Here is a 22700-nt window from a genome sequence, read left to right as displayed (position 1 = left end):
ACTCCTTACAGGTTATAAAGTCGTAATCTTACGCCGTGTACCGGATATTTTCCGACAGCACTTGGAAGAAGCTCATATTTAACATTATCTATTTTAACAATTGGGACAGCTCCCCCACGTAGTACTTCGTAAACATGCCCCTGAGCAGCTATTCTATCCAATACATTCTTAAGCCGTGTTTCTGCATTGGGGAGGTAACTTTCTGTATCGATAAATACGGAATATTTCCTTTCAAAGAACGGGAAGATATAGTTCAACCCTTTTCCCGTTTCAGTAGCAGCAGCTTGACTTTTCATAAGGAGAAAGCCGGCTGATAGAGTACCCCAAAGGGAACGCAGTTCAATGGGATAGAGTCTTTTGGCCAGTTCACTTTCCTCACGGAGTCTTGTCATTTTCTTGAAAATCTTATCTTGTTCTGAGCAGGAGAAGACCTGGAAGAAAGTTAAAGACTCTAAGAGCAGCCACACCAGTATAATGCTGTCATCTGTAATTGGCCCCTCTTCCAGAAATTCTGCTTTTAATTGATCTAGTTGGCAATCAAACTCTTTTGAATTGCTGACATAGACTTTTAATTGAATATTTTTATCGTAATATAAGTCACAGCCCAGTAAACTATTTACTTTTGATATCAACTGGTAATTTTGCAAGCGTTCGAAGTAGGTACGTTCCAATGTTTTTTTATTGGCACCTTTAATGGCGGACTTAATAGCTTCCTTACTAAAAGTCCATATATCAGAAGTACTGTTGTAGTGTTCTTCTAAGTAGATAGCAACAGCTAATATCTTTAATATGCTTTGTTTCGCTGCTTCCCTGTGTTCACTTTCTCTGCCGTTAAAGCTTATAAGTGTAAAACGTTCTGCTAATGTTAAATTCATTAAAATCCTCCATTGCCCATGATTTTATAGTAAATATATGGTGCTTACTTATCACTTACTACTTATTACATACTATTTATAATATCACTTAAAATATAAAAATACAATAATTGGTGATATAAGAATTACTTATACAGGAAGTTACTGGATTATTAGAGCAGATATATAAAGAGAAGAAAACTTATGAAGGACTGCCTAAAGTGTATAGTTCTCTAGCGATAATATTAAGTAAAAACTTAAAAAGTATTAAGAATAATTTCAATACTTAACCCTGTTAGAATGGATTAATATATGCTATAATATACCAGACTATCATATGGACTGACTTATATGTAAGAGTCCAAATAAGGAGGAAGGCAAGGTAAGGTTAAGAAATGGATTTTTTTGAGATTTTAAAAGTTATTTTTTACGGGATTGTGGAAGGTATTACAGAATGGCTTCCTATCAGCAGCACAGGGCATATGATTTTAGTGGAGCAGTTAATGCCTTTAAAGGTAAGCAAGGAATTTATGGAAATGTTCCGTGTGGTTATTCAGCTAGGAGCAATTTTAGCGGTCCTTGTTCTCTATTGGAATAAAATATTCCCTTTTCAACTAAAGAATAAAAATAAGCCCTTCATTAAATGGGATATTATGAATATGTGGTTTAAAATTGTCGTAGCAGTGCTTCCTGCAGGGGTAATCGGCATACTCTATGATGATAAAATTGATGCTTTGTTTTACAACTACATAACAGTGGCAATTACGCTGATTGTTTATGGTGTTCTTTTCATCTTCATTGAAAAACGTAATAGCAGAGGGAATTTCAGAATAACAAGCCTTGCGGAAATTACTTATCAGACTGCGATTATAATTGGTATTTTTCAAGTGTTATCCTTGATACCTGGAACTTCCAGATCAGGGGCAACCATTCTTGGAGCAATATTGATTGGTGTATCAAGATCAGTAGCGGCTGAATTTACTTTCTTTTTAGCAATTCCGGTTATGTTTGGTGCCAGTCTTATCAAAATGTTGAAGTTTGGCTTGAACTATACAACAAACGAAGTCTTGGTAATGATCCTTGGTATGCTAAGTGCTTTTATCGTATCCATACTGGCAATTAAATTCCTTATGGGATATATTAAGAAACATGATTTCAAAGCTTTTGGTATATATCGTATAGTACTGGGTATCTTAGTTGTGATTTATTTCCTGGTAGTGCATTAAGAGCGAAGAGTAAGGACTGTTTTGAAGGGTGATGGTTCATATGACCATTTATCTGAGAAAACAGTCCTTTTTTTGTTGGAAGCGGAAAAGAGCTTAGGCTGTTGAAAGTAAGGAATACATTGTAATTATGCAGTATACCTTCCTTTATTCAGAGAAGTATCAACATACAATATATACAATAGAAAAATATATTTAAAACCTATTGACAACAAATTATACAACTGTTATAATTAGTTTAACGTTAAACGAACAACACGAAGTTAATTTACATAAGAGGTTTAACGTAAAACTATATAAGAACCTAATTATAAGGAAGGGGAAGATTTATGAAAAAAACTAAAAGACTTGTAAGTATGCTTATGTGCTTTTTATTAATCGCAACCATGCTTGTTGGCTGCAAGAAGAATAACAGCACAGCTAATACAAGCGCCAATGACGCAACACCGACAGCTACAGAAGAAACAACTCCTACGGAAGCAGCAACAGATACTCCTGCTGAGAAGATCCAATTAAAACTTGGTATTTGGCCTGAAGATACAAAGACAGATGATATTAAGCTTCATGAAGGCTATGTAAAGACTTTCAATGAGACACATCCCAATGTAGAAGTAGTTCCTGCTTATTACAAATATGCAACAGATACATTCGTTTCTCTTGCAGAATCAGGAAACCTTCCTACCATTTTTGAAACATGGTATACAGAACCTCAGAAGCTTATCAACGGTGGTTTCGTTGCTGATATTACCGATGAATTAAAAGCAAGAGGCTGGGATACAGCGATGAATCCATCTATCCTTAACCTGTTGTCTAAAGATGGTAAGATCTATGGTATTCCCCGTGATGGATATGCTCTTGGTCTTATGTTAAATACCGAACTTTTTGAAGAAGCTGGTTTAGTTGATGAAAAAGGATATCCGAAGTATCCTAAGACTTGGGATGAGTTAGCACAGACTGCTAAAACTATCAAAGATAAAACAGGTCAGGCTGGTCTTTGCCTTTTAGCTAAAGATAATGCAGGCGGCTGGCATTTCAGCAACCTTGCATGGGATTTCGGTGCTACTTTAACTCTTGAAAAAGATGGTAAATTCGTTGCTAATGTAAATACTCCTGAGGCTATTAAAGCAATGGAATATGTAAAATCTTTAAAATGGCAGTATGATGTACTTACAGCAGATCCTACCAATGAAGATTGGGGAACTGGTTTTGTAAACTTAGGAACAGGTACAGCCGCTATGTATATAGCAGCCAATGATGCAGTAGACCAGCCTACACAGGTTAACGGACTTCCTGCTGACAAGTTAGCTTTAGTGCCCCTGCCTGCAGGTCCTGGCGGACAGTACTCTTTATCCGGCGGTACTCCTTACATGTTCTCCAAGGATGCTACTCCTGATCAGATCAATGCAGCTCTTGATTATCTTGAAGTTATGGGTAAAGCACCTGTTGCTACCGATGAAGCAATTGCTGGTATGAAAGCTGGCGCTCAGAGTAAAAAAGACAGCGGAGTTCCTGTAATTCCTCGTTTCCCTTGCTGGGTTGATCAGAAGGTTCTTGATGCTGAAAGCGCTGTTCAGAAAGAATACAGCAATGTTGACATGAACCTTTACAATGATTACTTCAACATCATTAAGACTGATGGCAACTTAAGATTAGAAGAGCCCGGTTCTGCACAGGATTTATATTCAGAACTTACAAAGGTTCTTCAGGCAGTTATTACTGACAAGAACGCTGATGTTGCTTCTCTTATGAAGACAGCTAATGATAACTATCAGAAGCTTCTTGACGAAAACGTTAATAAATAATAATTAAATATTTTTCATAAGCTGATGGGGATCTTAAATGAGATGCCCATCAGCTCTGATAAGACAAAATGATTACAAGGAGGGCAGATAGCGTGGCTGAAACGAAAAATGACATAGCAAATAAGGCACCAAAGACTACTAGTAGGATAAAAAGAAAAGATTTAACAGGATGGCTTATCATGCTGCCAACAATCCTGTTATTTGCATTTTTTGTGTGGGAGCCATTGGTTGAAAGTATCCGACTCTCCCTTTACACTGCAAAAGGAATTCGTCTGGAGAAGTTTGTTGGTCTTACCAATTATATTAAAGTATTAAAACATCCGGATTTTCTTGCGGCATTCTCAAACACATTTGTTTATATTTTATGGTCTTTGATTATTGGATTTATTGTTCCCATTATCATGGCAGTACTGATAACGGAAACAACTCATTTCAAAAGTTTTTTCAGAATAGGGGTATATTTCCCTAATATTATGCCGGGACTTGCTACTGTACTTATGTGGGGATTCTTTTTTCGTCCCGGAAACACAGGCGTTTTGAACATATTACTTGATAAAATCGGGGTAGCACCCCAGATCTGGCTAACCAATCCGAAATGGACCATCCCTCTTATCGTAGCTGCGATGACTTGGAAGGGAGCAGGTTCTACCGCCTTAATCTATATGGCGGGTATCTCTAACATTAACCCCGAGCTATATGAAGCAGCAACCATAGACGGCGCGGGTATATTAAGTAGAATGCGATACATTACAGTCCCCAGCATCTTTTCTCTGGGCAAGACTTTACTTATCCTGCAAATAATCTCTGTGTTCCAGATAATCTACGAACCACTGGTTATGACCAACGGCGGACCAAACAATGCCAGTATCTCCGTTATGCAGTTGGTATACAACTACGCTTTCCGAGATTACAATTATCCAATGGCAGCAGCTTTGTCTGTTATGATGAGTATCGTGTTGATTATATTAAGCGGCCTATATTTTAAGATTACCGCTTCCAAAGAAAATTAAGGGGGTGTTTGAATGTTCTTTGATAATTACAGAAAAAAAGAAGACGGCGTTGTCCGTTTCTATGACCTTCATTCCAAACGCGCCAAAGCATTAGTTATTGCGATTTATATTATTTGCTTTGCAATTATTGTAGTATCCTTGTTTCCTCCTGTATGGGTTTTTCTCGCAAGTTTTAAGGATATCAGAGAGTTCAGAAGGAGTGCGACTATTATACCGTCAAGTTTTAATTTTGACAACTATGTAAAGACCTGGAAAAGTTTAAAATTCGCAAGATATTATATGAATTCATTTATTTCTGTTGGGGGCAGTGTAGTAAGTGCCGTTATATTCAACGGACTCATTGCTTATGTTATCGGAATTCTAAAGCCAAAGGGACATAAAATAGTTTTTGGACTGGTTATGTGGAGCTTATTAATTCCTGCTACAACAAGCGTTGTTGCGCTGTTTGTAAACATTAACAGAATTGGCTTGAATCAATCATTTTTACCGCTATGGCTTTCCTTTGGTGCCAATGCGTTTTACGTAGTATTATTTAAGCAGTTTTTTGAAAGTTTGCCTAAGGAATTAATTGAGGCGGCTAAATTGGACGGATGCGGATATCTGAAGACCTTTGCAAGTATTGTACTTCCGCTGTCAAAGTCTATTGTTATGGTAGTAGTTATCTTTGCAATTAATGCTGCCTGGTCTGATTTCCTATTACCTTATCTGATATTGAATGGGTCCGGAAAAGAGACAGTTATGGTACGTTTGTTTATGTTTAGAACTTCCACAGCCACTGATGTTGATGTTCTAAGAGCGGTGGCATTTTCTATTATACCTCCTATTATTTTATTTACGATATTCCAGAAGCAAATAACAGAAGGTGCAGCAGCAGGAGCATTAAAGGGCTAAGAGGGAAAGAATAGCACTTTCACTCATACGTTAAAAAGCATGAGCAGGAACGAGGTTAAGTATGGCAAAATCAGCAGATATTTATTATAAAGTAGACCCATGGAGAGTAGTTGAGACGGGCTTTGACAAAGAGTATGCAGTTGTCTCAGAATCAATATTTTCCCTGGGGAATGAATATATGGGAACCAGAGGCAGCTTTGACGAAGGATATTCAGGAGACGGCCTGATTGGTAACTATTTCAACGGAATTTATGAAGGAGCAGATTTAGAGAAATCTGGCTACAAAGGAATCATAAGCAGAACAGAATTCATTGTGAATTCTGCTGACTGGTTATATACAAGAATAGAAGCAGACGGCGAATGTGCGGATCTTAATACCAGTACTTTTGAGGATTTTGAAAGAGTGCTTGATTTAAAGACCGGTATTTTGACCAGAAGTTATACATGGATTTTAAAGAGCGGCAAGAAAGTAAGATTGGAATTCGAGCGGTTTCTTTCGATGAAGGAAGCTGAAATAGCGGTACAAAAAATAAAGATAACACCACTTAATTTCTCCGGAGAAGTTATCCTTTATTCCGGTATTGATTTTACACAGATTCACCATATGACAGGCAGGAGCATGTGGAATGTGGCAGATACCACCTTTGAAGAAGATGGCATCACTATGCTTGGTAATACTGTAAGTACGGATCAGTCCCTTTTCGTAAGCTGCCGGTTTCAGTGCGACTATGAAGAAAAATCGGATATCAGAGAAGATAAAAAGCTGGTAAGAAGATTCTTACTTCGAGCAGAAGAAGGAAAGACCCTGTCTTTTACAAAGCTTATTCGAAATATCAGCAGAAAAGGAACCACCAGCCAGGAAAAAGATGCATTTCAAGGGAAATGTGCTGAGAATTCCAAAATACTCGCTGCACTAAGCTACGAGGAGTTAAAAGAGGATACTCTTAAATGGTGGGAGGATACCTGGAATGATTCTGATATAGCGATTGAGGGAGACGAATTAAACCAGCAGGGTATTCGCTTTTGTATCTTTCAGATGCATCAGACCTATCATGGCGCTGATAAAGGAACCATAATCGGTGCGAAAGGTCTGACCGGTGAAGCATACAGCGGCAATACCTTCTGGGATACAGAAGCCTACTGTCTTCCTTTTTACATTTTCAATAATACGGAAGCAGCGAAGCATTTGCTGGAATTTAGATATCTCACACTTCCTGAAGCAATGGAGAGAGCAAAAGCTCTTGATTGTAAAGGTGCTTTCTATCCCATCGCTACCATTACCGGAAGAGAGTGTTGTTCTCTTTGGCAGCATGCCAGCCTGCAGCTTCAGGCTTCCACGGCAGTTGCTTACGGATATTGGCATTATGAGAATATAACCGGTGATGAAGAATTTATCTTTGAAAAAGGACTTCCTATTTTAATAGAATTAAGCAGAATGCTTGCTACCAGAGGAGATTGGAGTGCAGATAAGACACGTTATGGTTTTTATGGGGTAATGGGTCCGGATGAATTCCAGATGATGGTGAACAACAACTGCTATACCAACTATATGGGAAAGAAGACCCTGGAATATACTCTTGATGTACTTGCAAGATGTGGGGCAAAGGCAGCTGAAATTTACCAGGAGATTATAAAAGACCGTGGTCTTACCACAGAAGAGATAGAATATTTCCGTAATATTGCCGAGCATATGTACATTCCATATGAGAAAGAAACAGGTATATTTGAACAGCATGAAGGATATTTTAACCTTCCTCATATTGATATAGATAAGATACCGATTGAAGAATTCCCGTTGTATCATCATTGGACTTATGACAGAATATACCGCAACGATATGTTAAAGCAGCCGGATGTTCTGATGTTAATGCTGATGTATAACAGAGATTTTACAGATGCTCAGTTAAAGAGCAATTATGAATATTATGAACCCAGGTGTATACATGAGAGTTCCCTCTCCCCCTCCGTTCATTCCATCCTTGCTTCTCAGTTAAAGAAGGAAGAGGAAGCATATAAGTTCTTTGGTTTCGCTACCAGAATGGATCTTGATAACTATAACAGAAATACAGGGGAAGGCCTTCATACTACATCTATTGCAGCCGCCTGGATGAATATCGTCTACGGTTTTGGCGGCATGAGGTCAGATGGAAAAGAACTCACCTTTGCTCCCGCCCTGCCAAAGGAATGGAAGAGTTATTCCTTTAAGATTCATTTTGGGGGGGATGTTCTCTTTGTTTCAGTAGATAAAGATAATATGAAGATTTCCACCAAGAAAGGTTCTGGCATACAGGTTCTGATTTATGAAAAGCCATATACTTTAGGGCAGGAAGAACTAGTAGTTCCTATAGCCCGTTAGGAAAGGACTTAGTTTATGATTAACTGGAATATTGAAGAAAATGGATTTGATGAAGAAAAAGCAACGGGACTTGGTAATAAATATCTAACAGGAAATGGTTATATGGGTATCAGAGGAACGCTGGAAGAGTTTACGAAAGAGCAGTTTCCGGCTGTTAACCTTTCGGGCATCTATGACCAGGTGGGAAATGGATGGAGAGAACCTCTGAATGCACCTAACGGGCTTTTTACCAGAATTCTTGTGGATGGAGTAGAATATGCTCTTCCGGAGAAGGAATGTATATCCCATAAGATGTCTTTGGACTACAGACACGGAATCTTTCACCGACAGACCAGCTTTCAGACTGTGAAGGGCAATGTGCTGTTGGAAACCGAGAGATTTGCCAGTATGGATGAGAAGCATCTTATCTGCCTGAAGGTTAAGATTACACCTTTCTTTGACGGAAGCCTTGAAGTGGTTACGGGAATTGACGGAGATGTCTGGGATATAAACGGACCTCATTATGATATCATTGAGGCTGCTACGGAGGAAGAGGTTATCCGTACATTGGGAATTACTCATGAGAACAAGGATGAAGTTGTAGTATATGAAAGTTTAACGGCAGCTTTTGCAGCAGAAGAAAATGTGAAAGTTGATGACAGAAAGATAGTAAGAAACCTTAAATTCCAGGTAAAAGCGAATGGGGAGTATATTTTCTATAAATATATCAGTATCTATACCTGTAAAGATTCGGAGAACTTTAAGGCGGAAGCAAAAGTTCTTGCAGTACAATCAAAAACAGAAGGTTATGATGCCTTATTAAACAGACACTGCAGTAAATGGGAAAAGTTATGGAAAGTCTCTGAAGTAATAATCGAAGGAGACGATGAGGCAATGGAAGCGCTTAATTATTCCTTATACCACCTCCACTGTATTGCCCCCAGACATTCAAAGAGCCTGTCCATAGCAGCAAGAGGGCTGTCCGGACAGACTTATAAAGGAGCTGTGTTCTGGGATACAGAGATGTTCATGTTAGACTTCTTCCTGTTTACAGAACCGGAAGTTGCCAAAACTCTGTTAAAATACCGAATAGATACCTTAGCCGGAGCGAAGAAAAAGGCAAAAAGCTATGGTTTTGACGGAGCTTTTTACGCCTGGGAGAGCCAGGAAGGCGGCTATGATGCCTGCTCGGACTACAATGTAACCGATGTATTTACCGGACGTCCTATGAGAACATTCTTTAAGGATAAACAAATACATATATCGGCAGCGGTTGCTTACGGTATTATGCGGTATGTTCAGTTTACCGGAAAAGATGATCTGCTAAGAGAGGGCGGAGCAGAGACCATTATCGAATGTGCCAAATTCTACTATAGTCTTTTGGTAAAAAGAGTAAATAAGGACTGCTATGAGTTATGGGATGTTATCGGCCCGGATGAATACCATGAGAGGGTAGATAATAATGCTTATACCAACCGTATGGCAAAGTATACACTGGATGCGGCACTCAGAATGCTGGAAGAGTATGCTGATACAGAGGATACAGCCAATAAAGAACTCCATGAAAAATTAGTGGATGCAGCAAAGCACTTATATATACCGGCTCCGGACGAAAAGACCGGTGTCATAGAGCAATTCGATGGCTATGAACAATTAGAAGATGTGACTGTAGCCGAGGTAAAGGGAAGACTCCTTCATGAAAAGGAATATTGGGGAGGAGCATATGGCGTTGCTTCCCATACCAAAGTAATAAAGCAGGCAGACGTTGTAACCATGGTAAACCTGTTCTCTGGTGAATATGAAAAAGATACCCTTTATAAGAACTGGTCCTACTATGAACCAAGAACAGAGCACGGTTCTTCCCTAAGCGCCTGTATGTATTCCATGCTTGCCTGCAAATGTGATATGGCAGATAAAGCATATCCATTCTTCATCAAATCCGCAAAAGCCGATTTGGTGGACGGCGGAAAGCAGTGGGCAGGACTAATCTATATCGGAGGCACCCATCCCGCTGCCAGTGGCGGCGCCTACATGACTGCAGTAGAAGGTTTTGGCGGAATTCATATTGAAAACGGTGTTTTAAAGGCTGAATCAAAACTGCCGGAAGGCTGGAACAAACTCTCCTTTCATATTCATTATTTAGGAGACTTGTATCAGGTAACTGTAACAAGGGAAGAAGCGAAAGTTGAAAAATTATAATTCATATATCGCTTTTCATTACATGTCCTAAATAAAATTCAATGCTTTCAACGTATTTACAATAAAAAGGCTGGGTAATAACAGATGCAATATCAGATATAATAATTGAATTTTAGCATTGTCGCAGTTCAGCTTTGTATTAATACATGGAAAATTCTATGGCAATACACAGATAGCAGATGTTTCCATTCAGGCATTTTCCATTGAGGAGTTTCGTATGACACTTAAATGGCAGCCGTTATTCCTAGGTTAAATTACGCCATGTCTGAGCTCCCAACATTACACCACCAGTAAAATCGGAAGCGAGTTTGGCGCAATTTAACCTTCCAGGAATAACGTCTGGCATTTTAGTGGAATTCGAAACACCGAACAGGAAAATGAATGAATGGAATCATCTGCTATCGTCCGTCCCCCATAATCCACACCCCTGAACTGTAACTTAGAATTAAATAAAGACACTGCAAAGGGGATGCATGATTTCACATCCCCTTCTGATTAATTATAAAGTGATTTAACGCTTTGACGTTCTACCAGATGTATCGGCAGAATGACTTCTCTTTTAAGTATTGGTTTATTTTCCAGCTTATCCATCAGAAAATAAACAGCTAATTTACCCTTTAAAGGAGCATCCTGATGAATAGTAGTAATGGTTGGACTGGTCAGCTGACAGAGATTGATATCATCAAAGCCCATTACCGAGATGTCCTCAGGAACTCTCTTGCCGGCAGCGTTAAGACCTGCCATTATACCGGCAGCCAGTATATCTGCAGTTGCAAAGACTGCGGTAATATCCTTTCTTGTGGCAAGTTTTGTACCAAGAGCAATGGTGGTAGCCGTATCAAGCTCCTGTTCGAAGACAAGATTCTGACGAAACGGAATGGAAGCTTCCTTTAAGGCATCCTTGTATCCTTGAAAACGTTCATATACAACGCCCTTTTCCTTGATACTTGGTGAAGCAAAGGCTATGTTCTTATGGCCTTTATCTACTAAATACCTGGTTGCAGTATAACCGCCTTCATAATCTTCCAAGCCTACGTTGCAGATATTAGGATGGGATACATAACTATCAATTAAAACTACCGGAATCTTAAGACTTGTCAGAGCCTCAAAGAACTCATCCTGGAATACACCGGTGCAGAATAAACCATCGACATTCCAGTTGTGTAAAAAGTTTATCAAATCAGATGTGGTCTCTACTGTACGAAGCATTAAGTAATAACCATTTTCTCTTAAGGTCTTTTCAATGGAACCGATAAAAGCGGAGTGAAAGGGGTCTTCTACGATACTTTCTTTTTTATTGGAAGCAAGGTGGCTGATCATTCCGATAACTTTGGAAGAGCTGGATACCAAGGAGCGTGCGGACATATTCGGAACATAACCTAGTTTATCTATGGCTTCATTGATACGGGTAATGGTTTCTGCCGATACACGGCCTGTCTTTCCATGTATTACATTGGAGACAGTTGTACAGCTTACCCCTACAGCCTGTGCAATATCTTTAATGGTGGTCATTTTCATGTTCCTTTCTTTCGAAGGTTTAATGTTAAACTAGTAATTAGTTTAACATAATTCATGAAAAATGTACAGATTAAATAAAAAAGGCAGATATATACTGGTAATTTATAGTAAACTGCCAGATATACTCATTCGAAAACTATGACTGCATTCAACACAGGAATGCCGGAAATATAAAGATAGAAAGGAAGTCACAAAGCATATCAGAGCTGTTTTTTGTGACAGTGGTATTAGAAATGATAAGAGGTGTAATTTTTGATTTAGATGGAGTTTTAGTCTCCACAGATGAAATGCATTTTAAGGCATGGAAGATGCTGGCGGAAGAGCTGGGCATTGATAAATTTACAAAGGAGGATAATAAAAAGCAAAAAGGTGTCAGCAGAATGGAATCTCTGGAAGTAGTACTTAGTAAAGGCAGTAAAATCTATACCGCTGCTGAGAAGGAAGAGTTAGCAGAGAGGAAGAATAATTATTATAAGGACCTATTAACGGAGTTGGATGAGAGTGCCATATTGCCAGGAGTGGTGGAATGTCTGAAGATGTTGCGGGAGAAAGGGATTTTAATAGGTATTGGTTCTGTAAGTAAGAATGCGCCGCTTATTTTAACCAAAACAGGATTGATGGAATATGTAGATAAAGTCAGCTGCGGCCTGGATATTACAAAATCAAAACCGGACCCGGAGGTGTTTGAAGTAGCGGCCAATAAGCTGGAGTTAAAATATGAAGAGTGCCTTGTAGTTGAGGATTCCTTTGCAGGCATAGTAGCAGGAAGGGCAGCTCATATGAAAACCCTTGGGGTTGGTTCGGAACACGAGCAGCTTCGTGCAGATTATGAGGCAACTGGCCTTGACGCGGATATTGCTTGGGAGAAAATATTGGAGGAGTAAATGGAGTTTTAAAGCTGAAAGAAAATAAGAAGGAGAAGGAAAGCCACAAATTCTTCTTTCAGCTTTTTTTGTGGCATGGGGTAAAAGCATGAAAAAGATTAAAGCAATAATGATTATTGAGTGGTTTGCAATTCTCGCTCTTATTGTTACTGCAGTGGCAGCGGGAAAGCACTTGAAAGACAGAACGGAAGAGGTCAGTAAAATGATAAGCTTTGAAGGCTCCAAGCTGGTTTTATATGAAGGTCCGAAGTCTTTAAAGGATGCAACAAAGGAAGATTTAGTAAGTGCCAGCGAAAAGGACAGGAATTTCGCCCTGCTTCATTGTACGGACACACAGGTTAAGGTAGATGGGTATGATTGCTATGTCTATGATACCAATGTTAATAACAGCAGAGAGTGGCATGCAGATTATTTGCCGCCTCAGTCGCGTACTCCAATTACATATTTTGATTTTGAAGGTGTTGCCAAGATAGTGGTAAGTGTTCCCGATATGGACTTGAAATCCGTTAAAATAAGTCCGTTAAGCTATGATATCAAACCGGAAGTTGATACTGCTGCAAAGACAGTATCTTTTACCATTACAAAGCCGGATAACTATACTTTAATGTTTAATGATTCCACGGACCGTGCACTTCATATTTTTGCTAATCCTATTGATCCCAATGCTCCTACCAAGAGCAGCGATAATTTAAAATACATCGGACCCGGTGAATGGAACATTGAAAATATTGTTCTGGAAGACAATCAGACCCTTTATCTGGCAGGCGGTGCTGTTGTCCATGGAATTATCAATTCCAACTATGCTAAAAATGTCACAGTAGAAGGAAGAGGAATTCTGGATGGCTCCGGGTTTGAAGGCTGGATGGGAAAGACGGCGTATATCCCATTAAAATTTGATAATTGTGACAGTGTAACCTTAAAAGATATTATTGTACTAAATCCCAATGCCTGGGTATGCTCTGCTAAGAGTTCCACTGGCGGTGTGATTGACGGCATACGAATTATATCCTCCAGACCCAACGGAGATGGTATTACCTTGCAGTCCTGCACCAACTATAAAGTATCCAATTGCTTTGTCAGAAGCTGGGATGACTCCCTTGTTATCAAGAATTATGAAGGAAGTTCTTCCGATATATCCTTTAAAAATATGCAGCTGTGGACAGATTTGGCTCAATCCATGGAGATTGGTTATGAGACCAATAAAGGTAAACAGCCAGAGGTTTACATATCAGGTATCAGTTTCGAAGATATTACTGTATTGAATAACTTCCACAAGCCGGTGATTTCTGTACATAATGCAGATGATGCGACAATAAAAGATATAACCTTTAAAAACATAACCGTTGAAAATGCACAGATGGGTTCCGGAGACGGAGATGAGATGCCATATCTGATAGATCTTCATATTCCTAAGACTTCCAACTGGACATCTACAAAGGAAAGAGGACAGATTGATGGTGTAACCATTGATAATGTTAAGGTACTTTCCGGTAAGTTCAGCCCTTCCAGAATAGAAGGCTTTGATGATACACATAAAATAAAAAATGTAGCCATCAGCAATCTGGAGATTCTGGGAGAAAAGATTACAAGTCTTGATCAGGGGAAATTCGAGATTGATCCTGATACAACGGAAAATATAACTATTCAATAAAATGAGTTTAAAGGAGGATAGGCAGATGAAAATAGTACGTCCTGTTATTATAGTACTTTTATGTGCATTAAATATATATCTTTTTGGTTATGCCCCCGGAACTATAAAAGAGCCATCTCAGAAGGTGGATGCCGCAAATGTAACGGTTGTCAGTGCGCCGGATCAGACAGAAGCTACGGAGCATCCGGATTTTAAGAAGAAAGAATATAAGCTGGTACTGCCGGAAGGAACTAATATCGCTTTAAAGAAGAAAGTTGATGCCAGCAGCTTTAACGATGTCTATACCCCGAGAAAAGTAACGGACGGAGTTGCACTTGGCGTTTCTTACTGGGAGGGCAAGTCAGATTATCCGAATTATCTTACGGTAGATTTAGAGAGCGTTCAGCAGTTCCATGCTATCAGGGTGGCGCTAAGCCCTATGGCGATATGGGGAAAGAGAACCCAGACCTTTGCTGTTAATTTAAGTGATGACGGAAAGAACTTTAAACCTTTTATAGACAGCAAACAGTATACCTTCGATCCGGATACCGGTAATGAAGTACAGCTGCTCTTTGATGATACTAAGGCTAGATATGTTCAGCTTGTATTTACAGAAAATTCAGGTGCCGGCGGCGGTCAGGTCGCAGAGTTTGAGGTTTATCAAAAGTAGCACTAAAGTGCATTACACGGAGGAGTAAAGTGAAGGCACAAAGGAAAATTAAAAGAGGCAACAGTATCAGAGTACGTTTAATAGGTGCTTTTTTGATACCTGCCTTGTTTATAATCGTGTTGGGGGTAGTAAGCTATTATTTGGCATCAAAGGGAATGATATCAAATTATATAAATTCCAGCAAAGTAAGTCTCACAATGATGGGGGAGTATTTTGATCTGGGACTTACCAATATGTCCAGTAAAGCCATTGATATTATTTCTGATGAAACCACTCAGAAATATTATTCCAAGTATTATTCAGATAAACCTACAGAAGAAATCAGCAGGTATAAGGAAATACAAAAGAAAGTGCTTGCTGCTGTTGCTGCAGATAAATCCATATCTAACATATCCGTCTTTGCAGGCTATGGGCATCCCGTTTCATCAGCAGGGGCACTAAAGGATAGTTTTTATGCGGATTTTACAGCTTCGAAGGATTATACCTTACTAACAGCCGGAGGAAAGGAGATTAACTGGATTGGAGAGCATCCATTTTTGGATGAAACCTCTAAGCTGGATTCCTCTGCATACGGCATCAGCTATATTAAGAAAATAACCAACTCTGCATATAAACAGATTGGTTATGTGGTAGTAGATATAAAGAAAAGCTTTTTTTCCGATATTCTTACGAAATCAAATTTTGGAAGCGGCAGTCTTAGCGGGTATATTACGGCAGATAAAAAAGTGATTCTAGAAGGAGTGGAAAAGGGAAAAACTGCAATTACGGAGACTTCTTTCTATAAAGAAGCACTAAAAGACAAGCTATCCTCCGATGCCCGGTATGTGGTGTACGATGGTAAGGATTATCTTTTTGTATATACCAAGTCCTCTTTAAATGGTTCTGTAACCTTTGCTCTGATTCCTGATTCTAAAGTTACGGCTCAGGCAGATGCTGTGAAGGTCATAACCATGATAATTATGATTTTAGCAGTCATTATTGCTCTTATCATAGGTGTTTTTATCTCCGGAGGTATCAGTTCGGCTATCCGCGTTACCAATAAAGTGTTAGATGCTGCTGCCACCGGTGATTTAAGACAGCAGATTCATCTAAAGCGAAAAGATGAATTCCACCTGCTATCCAAGAGTATTAATTCCATGTTTGACGGCATGAGGCATCTTATTGAGAACATTTTTAGCATCAGTAAGCAGACCGCAGGTATGACAGCAAAAGTATCCCATACCTCTGAACTTTTAGTAAATGCTTCAAAAGATATTGCAATGACTGTTACAGAGATTGATCAGGGAATATCCTCTCTGGCAAAAGATGCACAGAGTTGTTTTAATGGTATGTCAGAACTTGCCGGAGAAATTGGAACACAAGAAGAAAATGCCGGAAATATCAGGTCTATCACTTTGAATACCAATAGCATCTTAACCAAAGGGTTAATAAACATGGAAGAGTTAAATACCAAGCAAAAGGATACCTCTGATATTACAAAGGCTGTCATCGGAAATATCCTAAATCTTGAAAAGCAGTCCGATGCTATTATTGAAATAGTAGAGGCAATTAATGAAATCGCAGACCAGACAAGATTGCTATCCTTGAATGCTTCAATAGAAGCCGCAAGAGCCGGCACATATGGCAGGGGATTTTCAGTCGTGGCGGATGAAATCAGAAAGTTGTCGGAACAATCTTTAGGGGAAGCCGGCCGAATAGGTGACATTGTTACCCGAATCAGACAGAGTACCCAGGAAACAGCTAATGTAGCCACAAAAGCCAATGATATTGTTACAAGGCAGGAAGATACCCTTAAAGAAACCCTGTCCGCTTTTCATGGTATTAATACACATGTATCCCAGCTTACAGAAAGCTTAAATGAAATAATTAACGGGCTTGGCCGCATCGGTGAATTAAAAAGCGAGACACTTACAGCAATTGAAAGCATATCAGCAACCCTGGAGGAAACTTCTGCAGCCTCGGCACAATTAGGTTCGACAGCTGATACCCAGCTCTTAGCAGTGGAAGAATTAAATAAGTCAGTGGAGGAACTGAATCAGGAAACAGAAAACATGGAAAATTCTGTGAGGATGTTTAAGATCCACATTTAGTTAAGAATGAGTTAACTTACCTTGATAAGTTATGGCCAGTTAAGGAAAGGAGACGAATAAACTTTGTAGATTGTCAACCTTAAGTTTATTGTGCTAACTAAATGATATTAAAATGTCTTGACATCTAATACCGCTTTATTTGCAGCCATGTATAGGTAGTAAATACCTATACATGGCTATAACTTTATCCCGTATTAATATACATTCCATACATCACAATTGGAAATTACCTCTTAATGATCTATCAATAGTATATACTAAAAAATTAGACTACTTTAATAGTTGACTTTATTTGTAATTGGGAATATAATCCTTTCAAATATATTTTGTCTGGGGGATATAGAGCAAAGACTTTTATGTGATATGATAATGATAAATTTAAAGAGCTTTTATGAGTATATTTTTATACCACTAACAAAGAATAGAAGCTTCTTCGGCCATTTATGAGGCTGGATGCAGAAAGATTCAGTTTGGAATGGAGAGTGGAAATGATGATATAATGTTACCACTGAGCAGATTCAGAATGCAGTAAAACTAGATTCCATTACTTTTAGGCAAGACAGTCTAATTATGAAGGAGTTATCATGATAGAAGTGAATGAAGTGTATAAAAAATATGTTGGGAATAATTTTTATAGCGTAAATGGAATAGAATTCCAGGCTGAATCTGGTTCGATTTTGGGGTTACTTGGACATAATGGTGCCGGTAAATCAACAACAATGAAGATGCTTGCAACACTTTACTTTCCTGATAAAGGATCTATTCTTATAAATGGTATGTCTACCGGAGCTTCTAAGTATAAAATCAGGAAAATATTAGGCGTTGTTTATGAAGAACCTAGGTTGTATGATCAGTTGACCGGAGAAGAGAACATCTTATTTCATACTTCACTTTGGGGATTAAATAAGAAAAACGTTTTATCTAGACTTAAGGATTTGTATAAAGAGCTTGAAGTTGATTTTGAAAAGCAATATGTAAAAAACTATTCAAAGGGAATGAAGCAGAAGTTTTCATTGATTAGGGCACTAATTACCGACCCACAGCTTTTATTGCTCGATGAACCGACAACAGGGTTGGATATCGTTAGCAGAAACCAGATAAGAAATTATATTAAGAGATTAAAAGCCAGTGGAATAACAATCATTATGACATCCCATATTGCAGAGGATATAGAAGCATTATGTGATCGAATTGTTATTTTATCAAAGGGAACTATTATAGAGAATAGTACAGTGAATAATCTAAAAAGCAAATATTCTTCAGAAAGCTTCGAAGAAGCTTACGTAAAGGTTCAAAAGAAAATCGGTGACTATGGGGGTATTACAGAATGATTAGCTTAATGATATCAATTAAAGAATTGAAAGAGCTTCTCAGGGATAAACGGAATATCGCTTTAAATATTATCCTCCCATTTCTGGTGATTATATTAATGGCAGGTATGTATGGGTTTATAAACATGTCTGCATCCTCAAAAACGGATTATCATATCATAGTCAGTGCAAATCTTGATGCAAAGCCTATGTTATACAAATTAAAAAATAGTTTGACTATAATAGAAGCCGATTCGGTGGAAGCTATTAAGAGGAATATATTGGATGGAAAGTCCGAATTGGGAGTATACTGGGATGATTCATATAAAAAAGTTTACTTTTTTGAAGATCAGAACCAAAGAAATAAAGCAATTACACTTGCAAAAGACAGTATTGCTCAAATTATTATGCTCTTAAAGGCAAATAAAAATGAAGTAACACCTATTGTTGTTGAAACAACTGAAATAACAAAAGACAACACTTATACATATATAAATTATATTGCAATTATATGCGGGTATATTGTATTACTTCTCGTGATGAGACTAAATAATGCAAATGCATTTTACTTAAGTACAAAAGAAAAGCAATCTCACACTATCGAAGTATTAAGAATTTCTCCTGTTAAAACAGTACAATTAGTTCTTGGAAAATGGTTAACTAATTTTATATCATGTTTGTTCATTACATTAGTATTTTTTTTAATGATCTTTTTTGGTGTATACTTAATCTTTTCATTAGCAATGAAGATAGATATTGCTTTACTACCTAAATTACCTGCATTAATATTAGGTTATGCTTTATTTGCAGCAATTTATTCTCTCTTACAGCTTGTCTTTGGATTTACTGCAAAAACCACAAAGCAGGCTCAATTGTATTTAATTTACTTTCCATGGATATTATTGCTTCCCCTAACAATAAAATTTGGTATGGATTTAAGCCATGTCAGTAATATGATATCCAAAATGAACTGGATTACTTTTATACCAGTAATAAATATATATAATTTAATTCAGATGATATTTTTAGCTGATTACAATATTATCAGTATTCTAATTATACTTTCTACTAATTATCTCGTAGCTATATTTTTTATATATTACCTAATTAAGTTATTTGATAGAGAACAGTTTACATACTTTACTGAATAAGAAGGGAATGATTTGAAATGGATATTCGGTTTATAGTTGCTGCAGCCATATTGGGAATTATTATTGGATTAATAATTAAGATTATCAAACTTAAATTTACAAGAAAATAATTGGTGTTTTGATAAGAAAATATAACTTTCATAAAGAACTCATCTTTAATACACTAAATATTTATAGTTCTTTGAAAAACTTCTTGACAGTATATTGAGGATGATGTATTTTAATACTGTAGACACCCCACGGGGGTATAGTAATATAAACTTTCCAAATTCGTATAGGAATGTAACGCATGTTTATGCTCTTATACGAAATGGGGTATATTAATATAAAGATTACTGTAAGTATTTGCAGTACTTATGAAAGGGGACAATATGAATCAGAAATTTTCTGTTACCGGGATGACTTGTTCCGCTTGCTCGGCAGCTGTCGAGAAAAGTGTTAAGAATGTCGAAGGCGTTAGCTCCGTCGTAGTGAATCTGCTTGGCAACAGCATGCTGGTGGATTATAACGGAGAGATTACCGACCAGAATACCATAATGAAAGCTGTAGATAATGCAGGTTATCATGCTTCCGTCTTTGTAAAAGGAAACGAGGCTAAAAGCAGCAGTGAACCGGCTGAAAATAAAGTACAGGCAGAATTAATGGAGATGAAACAAAGAATTATAATTTCTTTCGTGTTTTTAATTCCTGTATTTTACATTGCCATGGGCCATATGTTAAATTTTCCTTTACCGATGTTCCTGCACGGTGAAAAGAATGCTATTTCTTTTGCATTTCTGCAGTTTTTACTGACACTGCCTATTGTATATATAAACCGTAAATACTTTCAGATAGGTTTTAAGACCCTTTTTAAGGGGCACCCAAATATGGACTCTCTTATTGCCATAGGCTCCAGTGCAGCGATAGGCTACGGGGTATTTGCAATTTTTCGAATTGGGTACGGCCTTGGACATATGGATATGGATGTAGTAATGAAATATTCCATGGATTTATATTTTGAATCGGCAGCAACGATATTAACCCTTATTACACTGGGTAAATTTTTAGAAGCCAGATCAAAGGGAAAGACCTCTGAAGCAATCAGTAAACTTATGGACTTATCCCCTAAGACGGCCACAGTGGTAAGAGACGGAAAAGAAGAAGAAATACCCATCGAGCAAGTTGCAATCGGTGATATTCTGGCAGTTCGTCCCGGACAGAGTATTCCGGTGGATGGAATTATCACCGAGGGAAGTACCGCTGTGGATCAATCTGCACTGACCGGTGAAAGTATTCCGGTAGAAAAAGGAATAGGAGATAAGGTAATCGGGGCAACGATTAATAAAACTGGTTTCTTTTTGTTCCGTGCAGAGAAGGTGGGAGATGATACCACACTTTCACAGATTATACAGTTGGTGGAAGATGCCAATTCTTCCAAGGCACCTATAGCAAAGCTTGCAGATAAGATAAGCGGAGTATTTGTGCCGGTTGTAATTACCATTGCGGTGTTAGCAACAGTTATCTGGCTGCTTACAGGTGCAACCTTTGAATTCGCTCTTTCTATCGGAATAGCAGTTTTAGTAATCTCCTGCCCGTGTGCATTGGGTCTTGCCACACCGGTTGCAATTATGGTAGGTACAGGGAAAGGAGCGAGCAACGGTATATTAATTAAATCCGCAGAAGCCCTTGAAATTGCCCATAAAATAAATACAGTAATTCTTGATAAAACCGGTACTATTACAGAAGGAAAACCAAGGGTTACAGACATTTTAACAGCAGAAGGTGTAACAGAAGAGGAGCTGCTAAAGATTGCTGCCACCATCGAAAAACCCTCAGAACACCCACTGGCAGAAGCAATTCTGGAAAAGGCGAAGGAAAAGGACCTTATTCCTTTAACGGTAACAGATTTTAAAGCTTTATCAGGAAGAGGAATTATAGCAAAGACGCAGGATGAAACCTATTATTCCGGTAATGCTTATCTGATGCAGGAGCAGGGAATTGATACTTCCGCGCTTTTAAAGGCAGCAGAAGCTTTTTCAGAAGACGGTAAAACCCCTTTATTCTTTGCCGCAGAGAAGAGATTCTTAGGTGTTATAGCAGTAGCAGACGTTGTGAAGCCTACCAGTATGGCTGCTATCATAGAAATGAAGAGTCTTGGTATTGATGTTGTTATGCTCACCGGTGATAATAAAAAGACAGCGGAAGCGATTAAAAAACAGCTTCAGATGGATAAGGTTATAGCAGAGGTACTTCCTCAGGATAAGGAAAGTGAAGTTCGAAAACTTCAACAAGCAGGTAAGAAGGTTGCTATGATTGGTGACGGCATTAATGACGCACCGGCACTTGCAAGAGCGGATGTTGGTATTGCCATAGGGGCTGGAACAGATATTGCAATCGAATCCGCAGATATCGTTCTAATGAAGAGTGATTTGCTGGATGCGGTTACTGCTATTACATTGAGTAAAGCAACTATCAGAAATATCAAGCAGAATCTTTTCTGGGCTTTCTTTTACAATACTATTGGTATTCCCTTGGCAGCCGGCGTATTTTATGGTATACTTCATTGGAAGTTGAATCCTATGTTTGCAGCAGCAGCCATGAGCTTAAGTTCCGTATGTGTTGTAACTAATGCATTAAGACTTCGTTTTTTTAAGCCAAAATATAAGACTTTATAAGACTATATAAGAATTATAGGAATTAAAAGAATTGAAAGAATTGAAAGAATTAAAGGATTAAAAGAATTACTATCAGCAAGTTATCAAAACTGCCTGAGAAGGTCATTTTATCAAAAAGATATGTTCCGATATATTAATATAAATTCATTGAGAAGAAAGGTAAGCCGTAATCCGGTAAAGGTATAAAAATGAAAAAAGTTATGAAAATCGAAGGAATGTCCTGCGGACATTGCCAGGCCAGAGTAGAGAAAGCATTAAGTGAAATTAACGGTGTAACAGCAAAAGTAAATCTTGGAAAAAAGGAAGCTGTCATAGAGTATTCTTCTGATATCAAGGATGATGTATTCGTAAATGCGGTTACAGAGGCCGGATATGAAGTGGTATCTATTGCCGAGAAAAAAGGACTTTTTGGGAGATGATGTGAATTATATAAAGCATAATTCACAGACAAATATGTGCTGACGCCCATATTAGTGGCG

Annotated in this window: 14 protein-coding genes and 1 pseudogene; 13 read left to right on the top strand and 2 right to left on the bottom strand. The window is 38.2% G+C overall.

The genetic code is table 11. The features are described 5' to 3' along the window. Positions 1-5: 5 nt before the first annotated feature. Positions 6-875 carry a hypothetical protein gene (locus bsdcttw_RS17480; protein ID WP_185256110.1) on the bottom strand — a complete coding sequence of 290 codons (870 nt, stop codon included), beginning with the start codon at positions 873-875 and terminating at the stop codon, positions 6-8. 374 nt (positions 876-1249) lie between these two features. Between bsdcttw_RS17480 and bsdcttw_RS17475 the strand changes: the two genes are divergently transcribed. The 6 genes from bsdcttw_RS17475 (at position 1250) to bsdcttw_RS17450 (ending at position 10314) form a co-directional block, all read left to right on the top strand. After that, positions 1250-2080, top strand: coding sequence for an undecaprenyl-diphosphate phosphatase (locus tag bsdcttw_RS17475; protein WP_185256109.1), 831 nt, complete (start codon positions 1250-1252; stop codon positions 2078-2080). A 326-nt stretch (positions 2081-2406) separates the two neighbouring features. Next, a complete protein-coding gene (locus bsdcttw_RS17470) occupies positions 2407-3879 on the top strand; it encodes an ABC transporter substrate-binding protein (RefSeq protein ID WP_185256108.1) in 1473 nt (490 codons plus the stop codon). Positions 3880-3971: 92 nt separating this feature from the next. Beyond that, positions 3972-4889, top strand: coding sequence for a carbohydrate ABC transporter permease (locus bsdcttw_RS17465; RefSeq protein WP_225903694.1), 918 nt, complete (start codon positions 3972-3974; stop codon positions 4887-4889). Positions 4890-4901: 12 nt separating this feature from the next. Further along, positions 4902-5780: a carbohydrate ABC transporter permease gene (locus bsdcttw_RS17460; RefSeq protein WP_185256106.1), complete on the top strand. Its 879-nt coding sequence runs from the start codon at positions 4902-4904 to the stop codon at positions 5778-5780. Positions 5781-5841: 61 nt separating this feature from the next. After that, positions 5842-8136 carry a glycoside hydrolase family 65 protein gene (locus bsdcttw_RS17455; protein WP_185256105.1) on the top strand — a complete coding sequence of 765 codons (2295 nt, stop codon included), beginning with the start codon at positions 5842-5844 and terminating at the stop codon, positions 8134-8136. A gap of 15 nt (positions 8137-8151) precedes the next feature. Then, positions 8152-10314: a glycosyl hydrolase family 65 protein gene (locus bsdcttw_RS17450; protein WP_225903693.1), complete on the top strand. Its 2163-nt coding sequence runs from the start codon at positions 8152-8154 to the stop codon at positions 10312-10314. Positions 10315-10809: 495 nt separating this feature from the next. Here the strand turns inward: bsdcttw_RS17450 and bsdcttw_RS17445 are convergent, their stop codons facing one another. Then, complete coding sequence (locus tag bsdcttw_RS17445; protein WP_185256104.1) at positions 10810-11826, bottom strand: LacI family DNA-binding transcriptional regulator; 1017 nt, start codon at positions 11824-11826, stop codon at positions 10810-10812. A 221-nt stretch (positions 11827-12047) separates the two neighbouring features. Between bsdcttw_RS17445 and pgmB the strand changes: the two genes are divergently transcribed. From pgmB to bsdcttw_RS17410, 7 genes and pseudogenes are all read left to right on the top strand, one after another. After that, positions 12048-12716, top strand: a complete 669-nt coding sequence (pgmB, locus tag bsdcttw_RS17440; protein ID WP_225903692.1) for a beta-phosphoglucomutase — start codon at positions 12048-12050, stop codon at positions 12714-12716. An 88-nt stretch (positions 12717-12804) separates the two neighbouring features. Next, positions 12805-14367: a glycosyl hydrolase family 28 protein gene (locus bsdcttw_RS17435; RefSeq protein ID WP_185256103.1), complete on the top strand. Its 1563-nt coding sequence runs from the start codon at positions 12805-12807 to the stop codon at positions 14365-14367. Between the two features lie 25 nt (positions 14368-14392). Next, positions 14393-15016, top strand: a complete 624-nt coding sequence (locus bsdcttw_RS17430) for a discoidin domain-containing protein (protein WP_185256102.1) — start codon at positions 14393-14395, stop codon at positions 15014-15016. A 29-nt stretch (positions 15017-15045) separates the two neighbouring features. After that, complete coding sequence (locus bsdcttw_RS17425; RefSeq protein WP_185256101.1) at positions 15046-17106, top strand: methyl-accepting chemotaxis protein; 2061 nt, start codon at positions 15046-15048, stop codon at positions 17104-17106. Positions 17107-17690: 584 nt separating this feature from the next. Next, complete coding sequence (locus bsdcttw_RS17420) at positions 17691-18437, top strand: ABC transporter ATP-binding protein (protein ID WP_185256100.1); 747 nt, start codon at positions 17691-17693, stop codon at positions 18435-18437. Further along, positions 18434-19567 carry an ABC transporter permease gene (locus bsdcttw_RS17415; RefSeq protein ID WP_185256099.1) on the top strand — a complete coding sequence of 378 codons (1134 nt, stop codon included), beginning with the start codon at positions 18434-18436 and terminating at the stop codon, positions 19565-19567. Before bsdcttw_RS17420 ends, bsdcttw_RS17415 begins: the two co-directional genes overlap by 4 nt. Before the next feature lie 371 nt (positions 19568-19938). Continuing rightward, positions 19939-22640 (top strand): annotated as a pseudogene (locus bsdcttw_RS17410) (heavy metal translocating P-type ATPase). The last annotated feature ends 60 nt before the right edge of the window (positions 22641-22700 follow it).

Source organism: Anaerocolumna chitinilytica, from assembly GCF_014218355.1.
GTDB lineage: Bacteria > Bacillota > Clostridia > Lachnospirales > Lachnospiraceae > Anaerocolumna > Anaerocolumna chitinilytica.
Note: the sequence above shows the minus strand (reverse complement) of the source record. Positions and strands in the feature narration are given on the sequence as shown.